Consider the following 3693-nt stretch of genomic DNA (forward strand, 5'->3'; position numbering starts at 1 on the left):
GCTTCAAGGCACGTCTGGCGGCCAAGGTGGCGCTGCACAACTTCTTCATCTGGATGAATCGCAAGCATGCGCGCCCTGCACTTCAGTTTGCGGATTTGCTCGCTTGGTGAATCCCACCAAGCGTTGAATTCGCGGCAACAAGGGCACGAAGTCCCTGCGGGACTGCCGCCGCGGCTTCTGCCCGATGCGTCGAGAATCGCGCCGGTCGAAGCGATCCTGACCCTGCGCGGGGACGCCGCGTCCGCGCCGATGTGAAGTCCGCGAAGGCGGACTGCGTGTTGTTGTAGCCGCGAGTTCACTCGCATACTCGTGGTTCGGTCCCCGATCTCAGGCCATCACATTCGGCTCAGGCCCAGATGATCCGCCCGCTGCTGTTCATCGCCCTCTCGTACCTGTGGGGCGCCATCCCGGCGAGCTACGTCGCGGGGAAGCTGGCGCGCGGCATCGACCTGCGCGAGCACGGCAGCGGCAACCTGGGCGCTACCAACACCTTCCGCGTGCTCGGGGCGAAGGTGGCCGCGCCGGTGATGGTGTTCGACATCCTCAAGGGCTTCCTCCCCGTCATCCTCTTCTCGCGCCTCGACGGCACCGGCGACTGGCGCTGGGGGCTGGCCTACGGCGCGGCGGCCATCGTCGGCCACGTCTTCTCCATCTACATGGGCTTCCGCGGTGGCAAGGGGGTGGCGACCTCCGCGGGCGTCTTCCTGGCCGAGGCGCCGCTCGCGGTCGGCGTGGGTCTCGTCGTCTGGCTGGTCGTGCTGCGGGCCACGCGGATGGTGTCGGCGGGCTCCGTTGCGGCCGCGCTGGTGGTGGGCATCCTTCTGCTGCTGCCCTTCTCGCGCGTGCCGGCGGAGGTGCGGATCCTGGGGTGCGCGGTGTGCCTGTTCGTGATCTTCGCCCATCGATCGAACATCCAGCGCATCCTGAACGGCACCGAGGCGCGCTTCGGACAGGGGCGCAAGCCGGAAGAGGCCACCGTGGGTGCGGCCGCCGTCGCCGCCGACGCGGAGGAGCCGTCGTGACCGCGCGCGCTGCGGTCATCGGCGCGGGGAGCTGGGGGACGGCGCTCGCCAACCTCCTCGCCAAGAAGGGGACGGAGACGGTCCTCTGGAGCTACGAGCGCGACGTGGCCGAGGCCATCAACTCCGAGCACCGCAACCCGCGCTACCTGGAGGGCGTCGACCTCGCCCCTTCCCTTCGCGCCACGGGGGAGATGGCGGAGGCGCTGGCGGACGCGCAGCTGGTCGTCTCCGTCTCCCCATCTCACGTAGTGCGGCAGGTGATGGCGGGCGCGGCGCGGCACATCGAGCCCGGCGCGCTGGTGGTCAGCGCCAGCAAGGGGATCGAGAACGAGTCGCTGATGACGATGGACGAGGTGCTGGGCGAGGTGCTGCGCGGCGACAGGGTGGCCGGCTGCGCCTTCCTCTCCGGGCCCAGCTTCGCGCTGGAGGTGGGGCTGGAGCACCCGACCGCCGTCACCATCGCCGCCACGGACGAGGCGGTGGCGCGGCGGGCGCAGGAGGCCTTCCAGACGCGCTACTTCCGCGTCTACACCAGCACCGACGTGCGCGGGGTGGAGCTGGGCGGGTCGCTGAAGAACGTGATCGCCATCGCGGCGGGGGTGGTGGACGGGCTGGGGTTCGGCAACAACTCGCGCGCGGCGCTGATCACCCGCGGGCTGGCGGAGATGACGCGCCTGGGCGTGGCCGCCGGCGCCGATCCGCGCACCTTTGCCGGGCTGGCGGGGATGGGCGACCTGATCCTGACCTGCACCGGCGCCCTCTCGCGCAACCGCTCCGTGGGCGTGGAACTGGGCCGCGGGAGGAAGCTGGACGACATCCTGGGGGGGATGGTGATGGTGGCCGAGGGTGTCCGCACCGCCAAGTCCGCGCACGATCTCGCTCGGAAGCTGGGGATCGAGATGCCCATCGTCGACGCGATGCACGCGATCCTGTTCGAGGGGCTGGACCCGCGCGAGGCCGTCACCACGCTGATGCTGCGCGAGCCGAAGGCGGAGGTGTGGGGGTGATGCGCGATCCGGAATCGCGCACGGGCGGCGTGGGACGGGCGGCGTGGGACGGGCGGCTGAAGCCGCGGCTGGAACATTGGAAAGCCTCGCAAACTGCGCGAGGCTTCAACTGCACGCGGGGCATGCGGCGGGTGCGGATGATCGCACATTCCGCGGTGGCCGACCTGCAGCCTGCGAAGCAGGCTTCCCAATGTTCCAGCCGCGGGTTTACCCGCCCGGGCAGATCCGCCCGCGGAGGAACGAGTTGATCGGCAGACGCGAGTTCCTGGCAGGCATGGCCGCGGTCGCGATCGGTGGCCGGTCGGCGCTGAGAGCAACGGAAGGGAGAGCGGGGATGTACGGGTTGATCGGGAAGATGCGCACGGTCGCGGGGCAGCGGGATGCGTTCCTCGCCATCCTGCTGGAATCGACTGGCGAGATGCCGGGGTGCCTGAGCTACGTCGTGGCCACGGATCCGGCCGACCCGGACGCGATCTGGGTGACGGAGGTGTGGGACAGCGAGGAAAGCCACCGCGCCTCGCTCTCGCTCCCCGCGGTGCGCGACGCGATCGCGCGCGGGCGGCCGCTGATCGCGGGCTTCGACTCGCACACGGTGACGACGCCCGTGGGCGGCGTGGGCTTGCCCGCGTCGGGATCCTGATCCGCACCGGCAGGAAATTGCGCGGCCGCCGGCTCCCGGGGATCGATGGGGGAGGGGAGACCTCGGCGCCGCGGCTGGCTTCGGCGCTTAGTTCTCCCCCGCCCCTGCGAAGCGGGGGAGGGGGCCGGGGGGAGGGGGCCGGCCGCGGCCGCACGAATGCTCGCTGATCACACCGGGACCATCCATGAAACGACCCCAGCGCGAGTTCTACTCGATCGGCGAGGTGTGCGAGCTGTTCGGGCTGAAGCCGCACGTGCTGCGCTACTGGGAAACGCAGTTCCCCGCGCTCAGCCCGCCCAAGAACCGCGCCGGCAACCGCGTCTATCGCCAGAAGGACCTGGAGCTGATCGCGCTGATCCAGCACCTGGTGCGCGACGAGCGCTACACGCTGGAGGGCGCCCGTGCGCGCATCGAGGAGCTGCGCCAGGAGGGCGCCGCCGCCGAGATCGCCGGCCGCGCGCTGGAGCACAGCTTCGTGCGCGCGCTGCGCGGCGAGCTCGAGGAGCTGCTGGAGATCCTCACTCCACCTTCGTCCGGTTGATTCGCCCCGCCCCCGGCGATACGTTGCCGCCCGTCCGCCCGCCGGTGGACGGGCGGTGTGGTTTTGCAGCATCCCGGCTTCCCGGGGCGAATGAATTCGCTGCGACAACCACACGAAGTCCCCCTTCGCGGACTACCGGCTCGGGCTCGGCCGAGGGTTCGTCGCACGGCACGAATGGTCGTGTGGGAGTCCGCGGAGGCGGACTTCGGGCCGTTGTAGCCTCGGGTTTCAACCCGGGGTGACGGGGCGGACGGATGGGGTGATCGGCTGCGGTAATCGGCCGGGACGATTGGGCAGGAGAGAGGTCGGGAACCGGGGTTGTGGTCGAACAGGTCTGACGAGCGATTCGATGCTGATTCTCTGCACCAACGACGACGGGTACCTGGCGCGCGGGCTGAAGGTGCTGTCCACGGCCGCGCGGGCGCTGGGCGAGGTGCACGTCGTTGCGCCCGACCGCGAGCAGAGCGCCACCAGCCACTCGCT

4 protein-coding genes are annotated in these 3693 nt (G+C 70.5%); all 4 read left to right on the forward strand.

The window, feature by feature from the left end; translation table 11 throughout:
• Positions 1-356 precede the first annotated feature (356 nt).
• The 4 genes from plsY (at position 357) to VF092_26215 (ending at position 3210) form a co-directional block, all read left to right on the forward strand.
• Complete coding sequence (gene plsY / locus VF092_26200) at positions 357-1022, forward strand: glycerol-3-phosphate 1-O-acyltransferase PlsY (GenBank protein HEX6750806.1); 666 nt, start codon at positions 357-359, stop codon at positions 1020-1022.
• On the forward strand, positions 1019-2029 hold the full coding sequence (locus tag VF092_26205; protein ID HEX6750807.1) for an NAD(P)H-dependent glycerol-3-phosphate dehydrogenase: 1011 nt from the start codon (positions 1019-1021) through the stop codon (positions 2027-2029). The genes plsY and VF092_26205 overlap by 4 nt, the downstream gene beginning before the upstream one ends.
• 334 nt (positions 2030-2363) lie before the next feature.
• Positions 2364-2669: a putative quinol monooxygenase gene (locus tag VF092_26210; protein HEX6750808.1), complete on the forward strand. Its 306-nt coding sequence runs from the start codon at positions 2364-2366 to the stop codon at positions 2667-2669.
• A 184-nt stretch (positions 2670-2853) separates the two neighbouring features.
• Entirely contained in the window at positions 2854-3210 is a 357-nt protein-coding gene (locus tag VF092_26215) for a MerR family transcriptional regulator (GenBank protein HEX6750809.1), read from the forward strand.
• Positions 3211-3693 lie beyond the last annotated feature (483 nt).

Origin of the sequence: Longimicrobium sp., from assembly GCA_036377595.1 — a bacterium.
In the GTDB taxonomy this organism is placed as follows: Bacteria; Gemmatimonadota; Gemmatimonadetes; order Longimicrobiales; family Longimicrobiaceae; genus Longimicrobium.

Excerpts from the sequence above, each read along its gene's own strand:
- plsY (HEX6750806.1), top strand. The coding sequence starts at position 357 with ATGATCCGCCCGCTGCTGTTCATCGCCCTCTCGTACCTGTGGGGCGCC.
- VF092_26210 (HEX6750808.1), top strand. The coding sequence starts at position 2,364 with ATGTACGGGTTGATCGGGAAGATGCGCACGGTCGCGGGGCAGCGGGAT.
- VF092_26215 (HEX6750809.1), top strand. The coding sequence starts at position 2,854 with ATGAAACGACCCCAGCGCGAGTTCTACTCGATCGGCGAGGTGTGCGAG.